We start from the raw sequence: 17,014 nt of genomic DNA, 5'->3' as shown, positions 1-17,014 counted from the left end.
ATCTGCTCTTAAGACAGGACCATCACATACTAAGATTCGGTGAACAAGAGGTCAGTAGAAATAGACCGCGTTGTTGATCAGGATGATCCGCAACGCATAGACTCCGATCAGCACCACCAGAGGGGTCAGATCCAGACCGCCCATGGCGGGCAGAATGCGGCGAATGGGGCCGTAGATCGGCTCTAACAAACGGTTCAGTCCGTACCAGATTTGCGCCACCAGTTGCTGGTGCAGGTTCAGCACCTGGAAGTTGATCAGCCAGCTCATGATCACATGGGCAAGGATGATGAACCAGACAATGTCCAGGATCAGCAGAAGGATTTGGATCAGCGACAGCATGGGCACTCCGTTCGTCAATTGTCCTGAGACCTAAGCGTCACAGCCGCAAAGAGCAAGTGCGCCCCAACAGAACGCTTGCGAATTGACCCAAAGCCCCGTCTTATGATCGCAACAATAATAATATGGGGCAGAGATGGCGGAGATTTCCAAGCGTAAGCGCATCTGGGGCTGGTGGTTTTTCGACTGGGCCAGCCAGCCGTTCCATACACTGCTGGTGACCTTTGTCTTTGGCCCCTATTTCGCCGGGGTGGCGGCTCAATACTATGCGAATACCGGATTAGACACCGATGCTGCGGCGGCGCTGGCGCAGACCGTCTGGGCGAATTGCCTGACCATAACTGGGCTGATCATCGCGTTCGGAGCGCCCCTGTTGGGCGCGATGGCGGATGTTTCGGGTCGGCGCATCCCGTGGATTCTCGGGTTTTCGGTGATGTACGCGGTGGGGTCTGCCGCGTTGTGGTACACGATGCCCGATGGCTCGAACATGTGGTTGATGCTGTCGGCTTTTGGTCTGGGCTTTGTGGGCGCAGAATATGCACTGATCTTCATCAACTCTCAGCTGCCCGATCTGGGTGACGATAGAGAAGTGGGCGAGATTTCAGGTTCGGGCTTCGCCTTCGGCTATTTCGGAGGCCTGCTGTCGCTGGCCATCATGCTGGCGCTGTTTGTTGAACAGCCCAACGGCAAGACCTTGATTGGTATGGATCCGTTGTTCGGGCTGGATGCGGCAACGCGTGAAGGGACGCGGTTTGTCGGCCCCTTCACCGCTGGATGGTTCGTGTTGTTCATGGTGCCGTATTTCCTGTGGGTTCGGGATGATCCTGAGACCAACAAACAGGGTAGCGTGGGTGAGGCGCTGCGCTTGCTGGGCAAGTCCGTGGCGGCGCTGCGTCACCGGGTCAGTCTGGCGACCTATCTGGGGTCGTCGATGTTCTATCGCGACGCGTTGAACGGGCTATACAGTTTCGGAGGCGTCTACGCGCGGCTGGTGCTTGAATGGGACCTGATAAAAATCGGCGTATTTGGGATCGTCAGCGTTCTGGCCTCGGCCATCTTTGCATGGATCGGCGGCAAGATGGATTGCAAATACGGCCCTAAACCGGTGATATTGGTTGCGATTTGGGTTCTGATCTTTGTCTGCGTAACGGTTGTGTCGATGGATCGAACACAGATCTACGGAATTTCATTACCCGTAGGCTCGGGCCTGCCGGACATGGCGTTCTTCGGGTGCGGAGTTCTGATCGGCGGCATGGGAGGTATTCTGCAATCCGCCAGCCGTTCAATGATGGTACGCCATTCTGATCCCGCCACCCCGGTCGAGAGTTTTGGGCTGTACGGGCTTTCGGGTCGGGCGACCGCCTTTGCAGCGCCGCTATTGATCGGAATAGCAACAGCAGCAACCGGTAGTGCAAGACTGGGGGTGTCACCGATCATTCTGTTGTTTATTCTGGGCCTAGTCCTGATGCGCTGGGTGAAACCGGAAGGGGATCAGAGCAGATGATTTTACTACGTTTTTTGGCCGTTCTGGCCGCAATAGCACTGGCAGGCGTGGCTACGGCACAGCCCTTGGCCAAACAGTTATTCGGAGCCCAGAAGGTTGGGTCGCAGCAAAAATCTGCCGCATTCGGCAGTTATTCGCGCGGGTGCGCCGCCGGGTCGGTGCAACTCCCTGAAACCGGGCCAACTTGGCAAGCCATGCGCCTGTCGCGCAATCGCAATTGGGGGCATCCTCAGGCGATCGACTATGTGCAGGATCTCAGCCGGTTTGCCGCGAAACAACCGGGGTGGAATGGTCTCTATATCGGGGATATCAGCCAACCGCGGGGTGGGCCGATGACCTCGGGCCATCGTTCGCACCAGTTGGGTTTGGATATCGATATCTGGATGCTGCCGGGCGATAACATGCGCCTAAGCCGCAAAGCACGCGAGAATATCTCGTCTATATCCTTGCGCCGCGCGAACGGCGCGTATGTAAACGGCAACTGGACCAAGCAGCACCATGCGGTATTGCGCGAAGCCGCCAAGGACAAGCGCGTTGCCCGGATCTTCGTATTCCCGGGTGCAAAGGTGCAGATGTGCAATGACGAGAAGGGCAACAAAGCCTATCTGCGCAAGATCCGGCCATGGTGGGGACATCACTATCATTTCCACGTGCGGCTGAAATGCCCGAAAGGATCGAAAGGCTGTGTAAATCAGGACCCGCCACCCAAGGGTGATGGTTGCGCCGAGGCGCAGCAATGGGTGCGCAATATTCTGAACCCACCGCCACCTGATCCAAATGCGCCGCCGCCCAAGAAACGTCGTGAATATCGAATGGCGGACCTTCCCCAGCAATGCGCCGCAGTCTTGCAATCCAACTGATTGTTGCAACGCTGTTGGCCAGTGCCGTTTCGGCAGTTGGTACCAGCCCGGCAACGCTTCTAGCCCGATTTGACTGGAACAACAGTGCCGGTTGGTTTGGCGGGTTCTCGGCCCTTCATTTGTCGGAAAACGGCCGGCAAATGATCGTGCTCGGCGACCGGTCGAGGCTTGTGACCGCGCGGATCAACCGGGATGGAGACCAAATCAGGAATATCCAGATACTGAGATACGGACCCATCTTCTCGAGCAAAGGGCGCAGCCTGAGCGGTCGGGCAGGGGATTCCGAAGGGATCGCTGTCGCTCCGGATGGGAGCCTATATATCTCGTTCGAAGGTGTGCACCGAGTGGTCCATTATTCCACACCGGGGGCCAAAGCCAAGGTATTGCCCCGCCCGGAGGCTTTTCATGATTTAGAGCGCAATGGCTCGTTCGAAGCATTGGCGATCGATGATCGGGGCAGGCTTTACACCCTGACCGAGAAATCCCGCACCGCAGACGGTAAAATCCTCGTCTATCGGTGGGATGGCCACCACTGGACAAGGCCGTTTGTTTTGCCGCCGAGTGGAAGGTTCCTGCCGGTTGCGGCAGATTTTGGGCCCGATGGGCGTTTGTATGTGTTAGAGCGCGCGGTGTCATTTTTCGGCTTCCACTCGCGACTGCGGCGCTGGGTGATCGCAGATGATGCACCCGTGTCACAAGAGATTCTGTTCGAAACCAGCACCGGGACGCATGACAATCTCGAGGGCCTTTCTGTCTGGCGCGATGTGCAGGGGCGGCTGCGCGCAACGATGATTTCCGACGACAACTTCTTCTTTCTGCAACGCACTGAATTGGTCGAATACTTGCTGCCTGATTGACAGGCGGCAGACAAAGGTCTAAACGCACGGCCTGCCTCGGGATGAGCCTGGGGCCAAGTCGCCGCTACCTTGTCAAAACGGGCATCTGAAAATGCAACGCAGCTTTATTCCCGGCATCCTTGCCATGGCCTCGATCGTCGTGGCCTCAAACATCCTGGTCCAGTTCCTGATCCTTGACGGCCTGTTGACCTGGGGTGCCTTCACCTATCCGTTGGCCTTTCTGGTCACCGACATCATGAACCGCGTCTACGGCGTGGGTCCGGCCCGCAAGGTCGTATTCGCCGGATTTGTCACCGGTATCATCTGCTCGCTGATCGGCAGCCAGATCATGCTGCAGGGTGACGGCTTCACCTATGCCGCCGTGCCGCTGCGCATCGCAGTCGCTTCGGGCACCGCCTTCCTGATCGCGCAATTGACCGACGTCACTGTGTTCAACTCACTGCGTGGTGGCCGCTGGTGGCGCGCGCCGCTGGTGTCGACACTGGTCGGTTCAGCGCTGGACACCGCGATCTTCTTTACGCTGGCGTTCTCGGCCTCGGTTACCGTCTTTGGTGCCAATGCAGACGCTGCGATCAACTGGGCGTGGGAGCCTGTGCCCTTCATGCTGTCCGGCCCGATGGCCCCGCTGTGGGTGACGCTGGCCTTCGCTGACTGGCTGGTGAAACTGTCGCTGGCACTAATCGCCCTGATTCCGTTCAAGGTGATCGTCGCCCGTCTGACCGCTGCACAGCCTGCGTAAAAAAGTTCTTTGAGATTGGCACAACTTGTGTCACGCTCCTTGTTAACCGCAACAGATAGAAAAGGAGGTGATCCAGTGTCGAGAAAGAGATTGGAGAGAGGTGTTGGAACAACCGGGGGGATCGCCTGTTAAGGCAGCCCTTGGCGGAGCGCTCGCTCCGGCTGGTCGATTGATCTAACCGACCCAACCTCCTGAACTTTCGAAGGGCCGTCCCGCCGGGGCGGCCCTTTTTGTTTTCAACTGCGCCCTGTAAGGTCCGATCCATGTTGCGCATCACCGACGATATCGCCCTGCAAGACTGGGAAATGACCGAAAGCTTCGTGCGGTCCTCTGGTCCGGGTGGGCAGAACGTCAACAAGGTCTCCACCGCCGTTGAGCTGCGGTTCGAGGCCGCGCGCTCACCCTCCTTGCCTGATCCGGTCAAGACACGTCTGAAACGGCTGGCCGGACGTCGCTGGACCAAGGACGGCGCCATCATCATTCAATGTGAAGAAACACGCTCTCAGGCCCGCAACCGCGACATCGCGCGCGCCCGGTTGGCTGAACTGATCACGCGGGCTTTGGTCAATCCCAAGCGCAGGATCGCGACCAAACCCACTTATGGTTCGGTCAAGCGAAGGCTTGCTGCTAAGAAAGCCCGCGCGGATGTCAAAGCCCTGCGAGGCAAAGTGTCCGAAGATTGATCTGGCAGTTTCGCTGCACGTTGCTACTCTGCCGGTGCAAGACGCAGGGGAGGTAAAGCCATGAGGCTTGAGGGAAAAACCGCCATCGTAACCGGCGGCGCATCCGGGTTCGGCGCTGGGATTGCGCAAAAGTTCCTGACCGAAGGCGCCCGCGTGATGATCGCAGATATCAATGGCGAAGCGGCTTCCGACATGGCGTCCGCGGAGGGCACGAATGCCATCGCACAGCACGTTGATGTCTCGGATGCGGCATCGGTTCAGGCCATGGCACATGCGGTATCGGAAGAATTCGGAAAACTTGATATTCTGGTGAATAATGCGGGCGTGACGCACCTGCCGGCCCCACTTGAGGACGTCGATGACGATGAATTCGACCGCGTCTTCGCCGTGAACATGAAATCCGTCTACCTGACCGCGCGCGCCTTTGTTCCGCAGATGAAGATACGCGGCGCGGGGACGATCCTGAACGTGGCCTCAACGGCAGGCCTGTCGCCGCGCCCTAATCTGAACTGGTACAACGCCTCCAAAGGCTGGATGATCACCGCGACCAAGACGATGGCCGTCGAACTTGCCCCCTCGGGCCTGCGCGTTAACGCGATCTGCCCGGTGGCGGGTGAAACCCCGCTGCTGAAATCCTTCATGGGTGAAGACACCCCGGAAATCCGCGCCAAATTCCTGTCGACGATCCCGCTTGGTCGCTTCTCAACCCCCGAAGACATGGCAAACGCCGCCTGTTTCCTCTGCTCGGACGAGGCCAGCATGATCACCGGCACAGCCCTGGAAGTGGACGGAGGCCGATGCATTTGATCCGCCCTTCATCTGGCCATAAATATCTCCGCCGGAGGCAGTGCGCCCCAGCGCGCTTTCCGGCCCAGTGCGCGAGACGAAAATGAACCCCGGACCCAGAAACCTGATCACTGATGTCGCTGGCCTCATGGTTGGCAATGCGCACGATGATACGCTTAAATCAGGCACAACTGTCCTGACGGCGGACGACCCGTTCACAGCTTCGGTTCATGTGATGGGCGGCGCCCCCGGCACGCGTGAGACCGACCTTCTGGCGGTCGACAAAACTGTTGATCGGGTCGACGCGATTGCCTTGTCCGGCGGCTCGGCCTTTGGACTGGATGCGTGCTCGGGCGTTTCAGACGCATTGCGCGCTCAGGGGCGCGGATTTCAGGTCGGTTCGGCCGTCGTGCCCATCGTGCCGGGCGCGATTCTGTTCGATCTACTCAATGGTGGAGATAAGAACTGGACCGAAAATCCTTATCGCGATCTGGGGAAGTCTGCGTATCTCACCGCCTCACCAGAATTTGAACTGGGCTCGGTGGGGGCTGGTACCGGCGCATTGGCCGCGATGCACAAGGGTGGCTTAGGCTCGGCTTCGTTAAAGCTTGAGGGTGGCGTAACCGTCGGTGCGCTGGTTGCGGCCAATCCGCTTGGCAGCGTAACCACACCGGGTGATCGGCATTTTTGGGCTGCGCCGTTTGAGATCGATGACGAGTTCGGTGGATTGGGGCCAGACCCGGCCTCGGGCCTTGGTTCCTCTCTTGTCAGCCGCAAGGCGCAAATGATGCATTCTGCTCCGCCAGATCGCACAAACACCACGATTGCTATAGTTGCAACTGATGCAGCGCTGACCAAACCGCAATGCCAGCGTCTGGCGGTAGCAGCCCATGACGGCATCGCCCGCGCCATTGTGCCTGCGCACACGCCTGGCGATGGGGATCTGGTATTCGGTCTCAGCACCTGCGCGCGCACGGTTGGCCCCGAGGCGATGGCGATGATCGGCCATGCGGCCTCGATCTGTCTTGCGCGCGCGATTGCACGGGCTATCTATCTGGCTTCCCCCCGCGCTGGCGACCTGCTGCCCTGCTGGTCGCAGTTACATGACTTCGGTTAAGTACGACACCGATCGCCTGTGACACAGTGCCGTCGCGCGGCAATCTGCGCGTTGACTCTCTGCTGTGCCAGCGATCCATTCGGTGCAGCCAATTCATATCGGAGCAAAAGCTATGAATCGTATCCTTGCCACCGCAATTGCCGGTCTGCTGGCCCTTCCTGTCTATGCAGAAGGTGATGCCGAAGCGGGTAAGAAGACCTTCAACAAATGCAAATCCTGTCACATGATTGCTGACCCTGCGGGTGAAGTTATCGTTAAGGGCGGTAAGACGGGTCCGAACCTGTACGGAATCGCAGGCCGCACCGCCGGCACTGAAGAAGGCTTCAGATACGGCGATAGCATCGTGGCCGCGGGCGAAAATGGGCTGGTCTGGGATGAAGAGACTTTCGTGGCCTACGCCCAAGACCCCAAAGCATTCTTGAAAGACTATTTGGGGGAAACCTCGGCCAAGTCGAAAATGACCTTCAAGCTGAAGAAAGGCGCCGAAGACGTTTACGCCTATATCGTGAGCGTTTCGGGAGAGTAACTCCGCCAACAGGTTTACAGATGAACTTCGAAATGCCGCAGCCCCTGCGGCCTTTCGTGCGATTGATTGACATTGTAATCAGCGCCACTTTGGGGAAAACCGGTAAGGCCATGTGCACCGGAGATCGCCAACAGGAGACGACAGATGGGAATCTTGATCCCGGCTTGGGTTGAGGGCGAACTGACACCCGTCGACAAGCTGGAGGCGCATGAAAAGGGGCTGCGACACAAGGCTGTGTCCGTGTTTGCCGTGCGCGGGACCGAGATATTGCTGCAACGCCGGGCGATGGGCAAATACCACACGCCGGGTCTATGGGCGAATACCTGTTGTACGCACCCGGATTGGGACGAAAGCGCTTCGCATTGTGCCGTCCGGCGCCTGCGCGAAGAATTGGGCATCACCGGGCTCTATCCCGAATACCGGCATCGATTAGAGTATCATGCCGATGTCGGCAACGGAATGGTCGAGAACGAGGTGGTCGATGTCTTTCTGGCCCATGTGCGTGGAGCCTTGAAAATCGAGCCTAACCCGGAAGAAGTGATGGATATCCGCTGGGTCGATTACCACGATCTGCTGGCCGAGGTGAAACGGCATCCCGACCGTTTTACCCCGTGGCTCAAGATTTATCTGCACAATCACGCTGACACGATATTTGGACCTGACCTGATAATCTCGGCCAATTCATAACCCTGCCTTGCAAGGCGGACGCAAGCGGCATACATCAACGCGCCATGGCCAAGCAGAAGCAGAACACTGACCCGAATTACAAAGTGATCGCCGAAAACCGGCGTGCGCGCTTCGATTATGCGATCGAAGACGATCTCGAATGCGGTATTGTCCTGGAAGGGTCCGAGGTCAAATCCCTGCGTGCCGGTGGGTCGAACATTGCTGAAAGCTATGCGTCGGTTGATGACGGAGAGCTATGGCTGATCAACAGCTATATCGCGCCCTATGAGCAGGCCAAGGTCTTCAAACATGAAGAACGCCGCCGCCGTAAACTGCTGGTGTCACGCAAGGAACTGTCGAACCTGTGGAACGCGACCCAACGCAAAGGCATGACGCTGGTGCCGCTGGTGCTTTATTTTAATCACAAGGGTCGGGCGAAGCTGAAGATCGGCATCGCCAAAGGTAAGAAGCTGCACGACAAGCGCGAAACGCAGGCCAAGCGCGACTGGTCACGGCAGAAACAGCGCTTGATGAAGGACCACAGTTAGAACGCCATGGCCGCCTGAACCGCGCGTTGCCAGCGTGCATAGGCCGCGTCTCGGTCAGCTACGGGTTTTGCAGGCTCAAACCGCCGGTCCAGATCCCAGGTTTCGGCGAATCCGGCCTGATCCGGGTAGACACCCGCTTTCATGCCCGCCAGCCATGCGGCACCAAGCGCGGTGGTTTCCTGCATCACCGGGCGGTCGACCGGGGCGCCCAGAATGTCGGAAAGCCCCTGCATGGCCCAGTCCGAGGCACTCATTCCGCCGTCGACGCGCAGGATCACGTCAGTCTCTGCGCCCCAATCGCCCTGCATGGCGTGCCACAGGTCGCGGGTCTGGAACGCGATGCTTTCCAGCGTGGCGCGCGTGATTTCGGCGCGGCCTGAATTGCGAGTCAGGCCAAAGATTGCGCCCCGGCAATCGGGTTTCCAATAAGGCGCGCCCAGCCCAGTAAAGGCAGGGACGAGAACAACGTGCTGGTTCGGATCAGCTTTGGCGGCCAGTTCACCGCTTTGCGGTGCAGTTTCGATGATTTGCAACGCATCGCGCAGCCATTGCACCGCCGCACCGGCAATGAAAATCGAGCCTTCAAGCGCATAGGTTTTCTGCCCGTCCAACTGATAGGCAATTGTCGTTAGCAGCCGGTTTTTCGATTCAACTGGCTGCGTACCGGTGTTGAGTAGTGCGAAACAGCCCGTGCCATAGGTGGATTTCATCATGCCCGGCTGGAAACAGGCCTGTCCGATGGTGGCAGCTTGCTGATCCCCCGCCACGCCGAGAATTGGAATATTACCGCTAAACAGGGAGGTCGATCCGAAGTCTGCGGCGCAATCGCACACGTCGGGCAACAAAGCTTGGGGGATGTCCAGCAAGTCGCAGATCTCGGTACTCCATTCCCCTTTGTGAATATCGAATAGCAATGTGCGGGCCGCATTGGTGGCGTCGGTGGCGTGCACGCGCCCTTCTGTCAGTCGCCAGATCAGGAAGGTATCGATTGTGCCGAACAGCAGCTCTCCGGCGGCGGCACGGTCGCGTGCGCCGGGGACGGTATCAAGCAACCATTTGACCTTGGTGCCTGAAAAATAAGGATCTAGCAGCAGACCGGTCTGGGCAGTTACGTCATCCTCGCATCCCGCTTTGCGAAGACGCTCGCAAATCTCAGCGGTGCGACGGTCCTGCCAGACGATTGCGTTGTGAATGGGGGCCCCAGTGGCGCGATCCCAGATGACAGTGGTTTCGCGTTGGTTGGTAATCCCGATGCCAGCGATCTGTGCCGCGGATACACCTGTCGTTTGCATCACTTCACGGCAAACCGTCAGAACGCTGTCCCATATCTCCTCGGCATCATGCTCAACCCAGCCTTCCTGTGGGAAATGCTGTGTAAACTCGTGCTGCGCAGTGCCGACGCGCTGCATTTGCGCGTCGAACAGGATTGCACGAGACGATGTGGTGCCCTGATCGATTGCCAGAATATAGGTCATTCCTGCGCCCCTCCCGCTTTGGTTTTGCAGGACTTTAGCGCAAACACAACCAAACGTGCCAGAGGGGAAATCAGACCGGAGACACCGGTAGATTGTCGATCAGCCGCACGCCGTCGACCAAGGCTGCCGCAAACAGTCGTGCGGGTCGTTTGGCATGGGTCATAGGCTCCAGCGTTTCAGCGCAGCGTAGTTGCAGATACTCCACTTCGTTGAAGCCGGCGGCCAAAAGATCGGCCTGTGCCTGAGAAGCCAAAGCTTCGATTTCTTCGCCGTTTTCCAGCGCCTGAACAACTGCACGCATGATACGATGTTTTTCGGCTGCGATGGCCAGACCATCCTCGGATAGCCTTTGATTGCGCGAAGACATTGCGAGGCCCGAAGGTTCACGCACCGTGGGGCAACCAATCACCTCGATAGGGATATCGAGGTCGCGGGCCATCCGGCGGACGATCATAAGCTGCTGATAGTCTTTTTCCCCGAAATAGGCTCGATCCGCTTGCGTTTGCAGGAACAGCTTGGCGACAACTGTTGCCACACCATCGAAATGACCCGGGCGGAATTCTCCCTCCATCGCGTCGGTCAGACCCGAGACCGAGACTGTGGTGGCGAAGCCATCTGGGTAAATCTCATCCGGGTCGGGCGTGTAGATCGCATCGACGTTGTAAGGCGTGAGTTTTTTTGCGTCTTCTTGTTCGGTGCGCGGATAGTTGGCGAGGTCTTCGGGGTTGTTGAACTGCTTGGGGTTTACAAAGATCGTCACGATCACCCGGTCGCAAGCCGTCTTCGCGGCTTCGGCCAGCGACAGATGCCCCTGGTGCAGCGCACCCATGGTGGGGACAACTCCGATCACCTCACCATTCAGATGCCAATCACGAGTCAGCGCACGCAAGTCTGCCAGTCGACGCAGAATAGGCGCGGTCATGACTTGGGTCCTTTGACGGGTACGGCATCGGCAAAGACATGTTCGTCTGCCGGGAAGCTTCGCGCACGAACCTCGGCTGCGTATTCAGCAATGGCGGCTTCGGCCAGCGGGCCAAGATCAGCATAGCGTTTGACGAATTTCGGTTTGAAGGCGGAGAAAAAGCCAAGCATATCGTCCACCACCAGAATTTGCCCGTCGCACCCGGCCGAGGCACCAATGCCGATTGTGGGGATCGCAATCTCAGCGGTAATCCGGTTGGCCAAACCCTGCGGAACTTTCTCTAACACGACCGAAAACGCGCCTGCTTCGGCGACGGCCTGGGCGTCGGCCAATACGGCATCGGCCTGTTCGTCGCGCCCTTGTACCTTATAGCCACCCAAAGTGTTTATCGACTGCGGTGTCAGTCCAATATGTGCCATCACCGGGATCCCGCGTTTGACCAGAAACCGGATGGTTTCAGCCATCTCGACCCCACCTTCCAGCTTAACCGCCCCAGCTCCTGTTTCCGACATCAGCCGGGCTGCGTTGCGGAATGCCTGAGCCGGGTCATGCTCGTAGCTGGCGAAAGGCATGTCGATCACCATCATTGCCTTGTCCAGACCACGGGCAACGGCCTGGCCGTGCATGATCATCATCTCCATCGTCACACCAAGGGTCGACGTCAACCCATGCAACACCATGCCGACACTGTCACCGACCAGAACGAAGTCACAATGCGCATCCATCAACTGCGCCATCGGTGTTGTGTAGGCGGTCAACGAGACCAGAGGATCAGTACCTTTCCGGGCGCGGATATCCTCGGCGTTCGGGGCTTTCTTGCGGGCGGTGGCGCTCATGCTCGCTCCTCGCAGGGTTCATGTTGCAGCGCGGCATAGCAGATGCGGCAGGCGCAAAGAAACCCCGGTTGCGCCAACAATTCCTTGATTGACCTCGGGTTTGCGAGGACATTGGTCGCAGATCGGCCCGAAAAAAGCAGGGCTAGCCAATTTCAGTGGGGAGAGATTTTCATGACAAAGCAGCGCTTTCGCTCGTTCGCGTCGGCCCTGGTCCTTGGCGCGGGCCTGTTTGCCACGCAGGCCATGGCCAAATCTGACATCACCATCGCCATGCAGCTTGAGCCACCGCATCTGGACCCGACCAGCGCTGCGGCGCAGGCTATCGATTCGGTTGTCTACACCAATATCTTCGAAGGCCTGACCCGGTTCATGGGGGATGGCTCGGTGGTGCCGGGGCTGGCCGAAAGCTGGGAAATCTCGGATGACGGTACCGTTTACACATTCAAGCTGCGCGACGGTGTGACATTTCACGATGGCACAACGATGGATGCCGATGACGTCAAGTTTACCCTTGATCGCGCCACGGCAGAAGACAGCGCCAACGCGCAGAAGGCTTTGTTTGCGGGCATTAAAAGTGTCGAGGTGGTGGACCCCCTGACCGTTCAGGTGACGTTGAATGAGCCAAACGGGAACTTCCTTTTCAATCTCGCCTGGGGTGACGCGGTGATCGTTGCGCCCGAAAGCATCGAGAATATCAAGACCAACCCGGTTGGCACGGGGGCCTTCACCTTCTCTGACTGGCTGCAGGGTGACAGCATCATCCTGAATCGCAACCCCGACTATTGGGGCGAACAGCCCGCGTTAGAGACCGCAACGTTTAAGTTTATCTCGGATCCGACCGCCGCCTTTGCCGCCATGATGGCCGAGGATGTAGACGTGTTCGACAACTTCCCCGCACCCGAGAATCTGCCGCAATTCGAGGCTGATCCGCGCTTTCAGGTTCTTGTCGGCTCGACCGAGGGGGAAACCATTCTGTCGACCAACAACAAACAAGCCCCGTTTGATGACATATTGGTCCGACAGGCATTGGCCCACGCGATTGACAGGCAGGCCATCATTGATGGGGCTATGTTCGGCTATGGCACACCCATCGGTACGCATTTTGCTCCGCATAACCCGGCTTACGTCGATCTGACCGGCAATTCGGCCTATGACCCGGAAAAAGCCAAGGCGCTGCTGGCCGAGGCCGGGTATCCCGATGGGTTCGAGACCACGCTGCACTTGCCGCCGCCTTCCTACGCCCGACGCGGGGGTGAAATCATCGCTGCCCAACTGGCCGATATTGGCATCACCGCCGAGATCATCAATGTGGAATGGGCGCAGTGGCTGGAAAGCGTGTTCAAGGGCAAGGAGTTTGGCCTGACCATCGTCAGCCATACCGAGCCGATGGATATCGGTATTTATGCCCGGCCCGACTATTACTTCCAATATGACAGCACCGACTTTCAGGCATTGATGGACACGCTGAATTCGACCACGGACCCTGATGAGCGCACACGTTTGCTGGGTGAGGCACAGCGCTTGATTTCGACCGATTACGTCAACGGGTACCTGTTTCAACTTGCCAAGCTTGGCGTGGCCAAGGCCGGTGTTGAGGGGCTATGGGAAAACGCACCCACGGCAGCGATCGATCTGACCGGGATCAGTTGGTCCGAATAGAAGAACAGAGTTGGACCGGGGCGATGGCCAGCGCCCCGGCGCGAACTGTTGCACCATGAAACCCACAAGGATTCTGGTTTGGCGGGTTTCTTTTTGTCTATCTTCTCGTGCCTTAGGCGCTGGACCCACACGGGATGTGACCCTAACGTTTCCAAATGCTCCGCTACGCCCTCAAACGTCTGCTGTCGCTGATCCTGAGCCTGGCCGTCGCCTCGGTTGTCATCTTTGCAGTGATCGAGGTCGCGCCCGGTGATCCGGCGTCGTTCATGCTGGGCGTGAACGCGCAGGCCGATACATTGACTGCGCTGAGAGCTGAACTGGGCCTCGATGTCTCGAAGATCGAGCGGTACTTCAACTGGGTCGGCGGGATGCTGGTTGGGGATTTTGGTACGTCCTACACCTATCGCACACCCGTGTCGCAGATGATTGCAGATCGATTGTGGGTGTCATTGCCGCTGGCTTTGTACGCGCTGACCCTGTCCACGCTGATTGCTTTCCCCGCCGGTATCTACGCAGCCTCACGGCGCGGCAAACCGGGTGATCTGACCGTGATGGCTGCGACTCAGCTTGGTATCGCGGTGCCAAATTTCTGGTTCGCGATGATGCTGGTGTTGGTCTTTGCCATCAATTTGCGCTGGTTCAATGCTGGCGGTTTCGCGGGTTGGGAGAACGGCATTTGGACCGGTCTACATTCGCTGACCCTTCCAGCCATAGCATTGGCCCTGCCGCAAGCGGCGATCCTTGCGCGGGTTATGCGCTCGGCTCTGTTGGATATTCTGGCCGAGGATTTTATGCGCACCGCCCGTGCCAAAGGCCTTTCGCGGCGACAGGCGTTGTGGCGACACGGTGTACGGAACGCTCTGATCCCGGTGCTGACAATCATCGGGCTGCAATTTTCCTTCCTGCTGGCCGGCTCGATCATCATCGAGCAGGTATTTTATCTGCCCGGCCTCGGGCGGCTGGTGTTTCAGGCGATCTCGGCGCGTGATCTGATCGTGGTGGAATCGGTTGTCATGCTGCTGGTCTTCGCCGTTATCATGGTGAACTTTCTGGTCGATCTGGCCTATGCCGCCGTCGATCCAAGACTAAGGAGCAGGACATGAGCCGCAACCTGATCCTTGGTGCTGCACTGTCTTCGCTGGTACTTCTGGCGGCGCTCCTGTCGTATGTTTGGACGCCATATGACCACGCCGCGCTGGACATCCCGGCCAAGCTGCAACCGCCAAACGCACAACACTGGTTTGGCACGGATCATTTCGGGCGCGACATGTTCTCGATGATCATGGTCGGCGCGCGCACATCGATTGCGGTGGCGTTGGTGGCCGTCGGGATCGGAATGGCGCTGGGCGTGCCCTTGGGCCTGACTGCCGCCGCGCGCAAAGGGTCTTGGCTGGACGAGGTCATCATGCGTGGCAACGATCTGGTCTTTGCCTTCCCGTCTCTGGTTATCGCCATTCTGATCACCGCCGTCTTTGGCGCAGGGGCAATAAATGCGATCATCGCCATCGGTATCTTTAACATCCCTGTCTTCGCCCGCATTACCCGGGGCGCAGCGTTGTCCTTATGGGAGCGCGAGTTCATCCTCGCCGCCCGCGTATCCGGCAAAGGCGCGGCGCGGATATCGGCCGAACATATCCTGCCCAACGTCGCCAATCTGTTGATCGTTCAGGGCACCATCCAGTTCTCGCTGGGCATTCTGGCCGAGGCCGGGCTGTCTTATGTCGGCCTTGGTGCACAACCCCCCACGCCCAGCTGGGGCAGAATGCTGGCCGACGCGCAGACAATGGTCAGCTTTGCCCCGCATTTGGCTCTGATTCCGGGTCTGGCGATTATCGTGACCGTGCTGGGTTTGAACCTGCTTGGGGATGGCTTGCGCGATTGGTTGGACCCTCGGATACGGGTGGCTCGCGCATGAGCCTGCTACAGATCAAGGACCTTTCGCTAAGCATTCATGGCACGCCGATCCTGAAACAGATTAACCTGTCGATAGCGCCGGGGCAGATCGTGGCCGTTACGGGCGAAAGTGGATCGGGCAAATCCATGACCGCCCTTGCCGTAATGCAGTTGCTGCCGAACGGGGCCAAAGCAGATGGGGTGTTGCAGCTTGAAGGTCAAAACCTGCTGAGCCAGCCCGAAGCTGAGATGTGCGTTCTGCGAGGCGCTGCGATCGGAATGGTGTTCCAAGAGCCGATGACCGCCCTGAATCCGGTGAAAACCATCGGCGATCAGGTGATGGAGACGATCCTGATCCACAAAGCCATGCCCCCCGTCCAAGCGCGCGCACGGGCCGAAGAGGTTCTGGCTCGTGTCGGATTGCCCACCGACCGGTTCCCTATGACACGCTTTCCGCACGAGCTGTCGGGTGGACAGCGTCAGCGTGTGGTGATCGCCATGGCGATTGCGCTCCGCCCCCGGCTGCTGATCGCGGACGAGCCAACAACGGCGCTTGATGTGACCACGCAGGCGCAAATCCTTGATCTGCTTAAAGGGCTCGTGTCGGAGTATGGCATGGGTCTGCTGATGATCACGCATGATTTGGCGGTGGTTGCAGACATGGCGGATCAGATTGTGGTCATGCGGCATGGGGAGGTTGTTGAAACGGGCGCAACAGATCATCTCCTGCGCCATATGCAGCACCCTTACACCCGTATGCTGTTCGAAGCTTCGGGGCATCAAGTCAACCTGCCGACCTCTCCTGCACCGCGAGCGTTGCTTGAGATCGAGAACGTGGTGCGGGACTACCGTCTGCCCCGAACGCGCCTGTTTGCCACGCCCGGTCATCATCGGGCCGTCGATCAGGTCAGCTTTACCCTGAATCGGGGGGAGCGTTTAGGGCTGGTTGGAGAGTCCGGTTGTGGAAAATCGACCCTAACACGAGCTATTTTGGGCTTGGAGGAGGTGCAGCAAGGCCGAATTTCCCTTGATGGTCAGCCTGTTTTCACCGGCCACAAACCCAATCTGGCAGTGCGACGCAAGATGCAGGTGGTGTTTCAGGACCCTTATGGCAGCTTCAATCCCCGCCATCGGGTCGCGCGCCTGATCACCGAGCCATTTCATTTGCTGGACACCCCGCCAACCGGTTCTGAACGGCAGGATCGCGTCGCTGAGATGCTTACCGCCGTTGGCCTAAGCCCCGATGATGCGGGCCGCTACATTCACGAATTCTCGGGTGGGCAGCGGCAACGTATCGCTATTGCGCGCGCTCTGATTATTCGACCCGAGTTGATCTTGTTTGATGAGGCTGTCTCGGCGCTGGATGTCTCGGTCCGCGCCCAAGTTCTCGACCTGCTGGCCGAGCTTTGTGCGGCTTACGATCTGACTTACCTGTTCATCAGCCATGACCTGAGCGTGGTTCGAACCATCACCGACCGTGTGTTGGTGATGCAGGCCGGCAAGATTGTGGAACAGGGTGAAACCGAGCAAGTCTTCACAGAGCCTCAGCATCCTTACACAAGAACTCTGATCAATGCGGCACCGAAATTGCCGGAGACTGGATGAGG

General features: G+C 58.5%; 18 protein-coding genes. 14 read left to right on the top strand and 4 right to left on the bottom strand.

Translation table 11 applies throughout. The features are described 5' to 3' along the window. Positions 1–51: 51 nt before the first annotated feature. The gene (locus tag ACR0DK_RS08245) at positions 52–339 is read right to left on the bottom strand and encodes a YggT family protein (RefSeq protein ID WP_170394943.1); all 288 of its coding nucleotides are present in this window, start codon (positions 337–339) and stop codon (positions 52–54) included. Between the two features lie 133 nt (positions 340–472). Here ACR0DK_RS08245 and ACR0DK_RS08240 point away from each other — a divergent pair, with 133 nt between their 5' ends. The 10 genes from ACR0DK_RS08240 to smpB all read left to right on the top strand — a co-directional run bounded on the left by ACR0DK_RS08240 (position 473) and on the right by smpB (position 8,622). After that, positions 473–1,840 (top strand): MFS transporter, encoded by a 1,368-nt coding sequence (locus ACR0DK_RS08240; RefSeq protein WP_480735628.1) that lies wholly within the window; start codon positions 473–475, stop codon positions 1,838–1,840. Next, positions 1,837–2,700, top strand: a complete 864-nt coding sequence (mepA, locus tag ACR0DK_RS08235; RefSeq protein WP_170394937.1) for a penicillin-insensitive murein endopeptidase — start codon at positions 1,837–1,839, stop codon at positions 2,698–2,700. The genes ACR0DK_RS08240 and mepA overlap by 4 nt, the downstream gene beginning before the upstream one ends. Then, positions 2,673–3,557, top strand: coding sequence for an esterase-like activity of phytase family protein (locus ACR0DK_RS08230; RefSeq protein ID WP_480735625.1), 885 nt, complete (start codon positions 2,673–2,675; stop codon positions 3,555–3,557). Before mepA ends, ACR0DK_RS08230 begins: the two co-directional genes overlap by 28 nt. A 91-nt stretch (positions 3,558–3,648) precedes the next feature. After that, on the top strand, positions 3,649–4,296 hold the full coding sequence (locus tag ACR0DK_RS08225) for a queuosine precursor transporter (RefSeq protein ID WP_170394930.1): 648 nt from the start codon (positions 3,649–3,651) through the stop codon (positions 4,294–4,296). Positions 4,297–4,559: 263 nt separating this feature from the next. Next, positions 4,560–4,979, top strand: a complete 420-nt coding sequence (gene arfB, locus ACR0DK_RS08220; protein WP_170394928.1) for an alternative ribosome rescue aminoacyl-tRNA hydrolase ArfB — start codon at positions 4,560–4,562, stop codon at positions 4,977–4,979. A gap of 60 nt (positions 4,980–5,039) precedes the next feature. Next, positions 5,040–5,786 carry an SDR family oxidoreductase gene (locus ACR0DK_RS08215; RefSeq protein WP_170613402.1) on the top strand — a complete coding sequence of 249 codons (747 nt, stop codon included), beginning with the start codon at positions 5,040–5,042 and terminating at the stop codon, positions 5,784–5,786. An 82-nt stretch (positions 5,787–5,868) separates the two neighbouring features. Then, positions 5,869–6,882: a P1 family peptidase gene (locus ACR0DK_RS08210; protein WP_480735707.1), complete on the top strand. Its 1,014-nt coding sequence runs from the start codon at positions 5,869–5,871 to the stop codon at positions 6,880–6,882. Positions 6,883–6,994: 112 nt separating this feature from the next. Then, entirely contained in the window at positions 6,995–7,408 is a 414-nt protein-coding gene (locus ACR0DK_RS08205; RefSeq protein WP_170394920.1) for a c-type cytochrome, read from the top strand. Between the two features lie 144 nt (positions 7,409–7,552). Beyond that, the gene (idi, locus tag ACR0DK_RS08200) at positions 7,553–8,095 is read left to right on the top strand and encodes an isopentenyl-diphosphate Delta-isomerase (RefSeq protein ID WP_170394917.1); all 543 of its coding nucleotides are present in this window, start codon (positions 7,553–7,555) and stop codon (positions 8,093–8,095) included. Between the two features lie 44 nt (positions 8,096–8,139). Further along, on the top strand, positions 8,140–8,622 hold the full coding sequence (smpB, locus tag ACR0DK_RS08195) for an SsrA-binding protein SmpB (RefSeq protein ID WP_170394914.1): 483 nt from the start codon (positions 8,140–8,142) through the stop codon (positions 8,620–8,622). Here the strand turns inward: smpB and glpK are convergent. The 3 genes from glpK to panB form a co-directional block, all read right to left on the bottom strand. After that, the gene (gene glpK, locus ACR0DK_RS08190; protein ID WP_480735622.1) at positions 8,619–10,097 is read right to left on the bottom strand and encodes a glycerol kinase GlpK; all 1,479 of its coding nucleotides are present in this window, start codon (positions 10,095–10,097) and stop codon (positions 8,619–8,621) included. The two genes, smpB and glpK, sit on opposite strands and share 4 nt — an antisense overlap. A 70-nt stretch (positions 10,098–10,167) precedes the next feature. Continuing rightward, on the bottom strand, positions 10,168–11,019 hold the full coding sequence (gene panC / locus ACR0DK_RS08185; RefSeq protein ID WP_480735620.1) for a pantoate--beta-alanine ligase: 852 nt from the start codon (positions 11,017–11,019) through the stop codon (positions 10,168–10,170). Next, entirely contained in the window at positions 11,016–11,855 is an 840-nt protein-coding gene (gene panB, locus ACR0DK_RS08180; protein WP_480735618.1) for a 3-methyl-2-oxobutanoate hydroxymethyltransferase, read from the bottom strand. Before panB ends, panC begins: the two co-directional genes overlap by 4 nt. Positions 11,856–12,026: 171 nt before the next feature. Between panB and ACR0DK_RS08175 the strand changes: the two genes are divergently transcribed. From ACR0DK_RS08175 to ACR0DK_RS08160, 4 genes are all read left to right on the top strand, one after another. Continuing rightward, positions 12,027–13,514, top strand: coding sequence for an ABC transporter substrate-binding protein (locus ACR0DK_RS08175; RefSeq protein WP_480735616.1), 1,488 nt, complete (start codon positions 12,027–12,029; stop codon positions 13,512–13,514). Between the two features lie 155 nt (positions 13,515–13,669). Then, entirely contained in the window at positions 13,670–14,617 is a 948-nt protein-coding gene (locus ACR0DK_RS08170; RefSeq protein ID WP_480735614.1) for an ABC transporter permease, read from the top strand. Then, positions 14,614–15,429 (top strand): ABC transporter permease, encoded by an 816-nt coding sequence (locus ACR0DK_RS08165; RefSeq protein WP_480735612.1) that lies wholly within the window; start codon positions 14,614–14,616, stop codon positions 15,427–15,429. Before ACR0DK_RS08170 ends, ACR0DK_RS08165 begins: the two co-directional genes overlap by 4 nt. After that, the gene (locus ACR0DK_RS08160; RefSeq protein ID WP_480735610.1) at positions 15,426–17,012 is read left to right on the top strand and encodes an ABC transporter ATP-binding protein; all 1,587 of its coding nucleotides are present in this window, start codon (positions 15,426–15,428) and stop codon (positions 17,010–17,012) included. Before ACR0DK_RS08165 ends, ACR0DK_RS08160 begins: the two co-directional genes overlap by 4 nt. The last annotated feature ends 2 nt before the right edge of the window (positions 17,013–17,014 follow it).

Source organism: Ruegeria sp. CE6 (genome assembly GCF_056537485.1).
The sequence above is the reverse complement of the archived record's forward strand: the minus strand, read 5'-3'. Positions and strand labels throughout refer to the sequence as shown.